The organism is Hymenobacter artigasi, from assembly GCF_012275535.1.
In the GTDB taxonomy this organism is placed as follows: Bacteria; Bacteroidota; Bacteroidia; order Cytophagales; family Hymenobacteraceae; genus Hymenobacter; species Hymenobacter artigasi.
In genome coordinates, this window is the sequence record NZ_JAAVTK010000037.1 from 1 (window position 1) to 1,262 (window position 1,262).

Annotated in this window: 1 protein-coding gene; it reads left to right on the forward strand. The window is 64.3% G+C overall.

The annotated features are described in order from the left end of the window. The first annotated feature begins 237 nt into the window (after window positions 1–237). Entirely contained in the window at window positions 238–1,245 is a 1,008-nt protein-coding gene (locus HBN54_RS23145; protein WP_168675618.1) for an IS110 family RNA-guided transposase, read from the forward strand. The last annotated feature ends 17 nt before the right edge of the window (window positions 1,246–1,262 follow it).

Sequence of the window (1,262 nt, forward strand, 5' to 3'; positions counted from 1 at the left end):
GTAGAGACCTGTAGATTTGGGGTATAGGATAAAACCCCGTTCTTGGTTTCGGATAACCACCCCGGCCGGCTACCCTATGTAGAGACCAGGTGTCGAGCCTATGTTGCGATGCAGGACCGACCGGGGTGCGGAAGCACAGGCTCAGATAGAAATGCAGGCCTTAGGAGCCTACTAGTCAGGTAGCGAGTGGCTTACGCGTTGGTTATCCAGGAGTTCTCACCCCCTATATCTTCTCAAATGTACACGCATTTTCTTGGTCTCGATGTGAGCAAGGACACGCTCGACGTGGCGTTGCTCTCGCCCCAGTGCCAGGTGTTGGCCCAAGCCCAATTAGCCAATACGCCGTCGGCTTTATCGCAGTGGCTCAAGGCGCAGGCCAAACAAGTGCCCGGCTTTGCCGTCGGCACTTGCCTGGCCTGCCTCGAGCATACGGGCCTCTACTGCCGCCCCGCCCTGGCGGCGCTCGACCAGCTGGCCCTGCCCACCTGGCTGGAGCACGCGGCCCAAATCAAGGTCAGCATGGGCCAGGTGCGCGGCAAAACCGACAAGGCCGATGCCGTACGCATTGGCCAGTACGCCGCCCGCTACCAGGACCGGGTGCGCCTGTGGCAGCCGGCCCGGCCCGTGCTCGTGGCCCTGGACCGGCTCAGCGCCCGCCGCGCCCGCCTGGTGGGCCTGCGCCAGCAGTTGCAAGCGCCACTCACCGGCAGCGCGGGCTTTTTCACCCCCGCCGAGCAGCGGGTTGAGCAACGGGCGGTGGCCCCCACGTTGCGCGCCTTGACCAAGGCCATCACGGCCGTCGCGGCCACCATGCAGCAGCTCATCGCCGCCGACACGGACCTGGCCGCCGTCTATGAGTGCCTGCTGTCGGTGCCGGGCGTGGGGCCGGTCGTGGCCACCGAGCTGCTGCTGACCACCGGCGCGTTCACCACCCGCTCCGATGCCAAACGCTACGCCAGCTATGCCGGCGTGGTGCCCTTTGAGCGCAGTTCGGGCCAGCACCGGGGGCGGGGCCGGGTGAGCCACCACGCCAACAAGCGGGTCAAGGCCCTGCTGCACCTGGCCGCCCTCTCGGCCGTGCGCTGGAGCAAGCCCCTCAAGGCCTATTACGAACGAAAGGTAGCCGAAGGCAAGCCCAAACTGCTGGTGCTCAACAATGTGCGCAATAAACTCGTGCACCTGCTCTTTGCCTGTGCCCTGAACCAGCGAAAATATGACGAAAAATATGCCACGGCCCTTGCCTGAATCATAGAAATCGCATC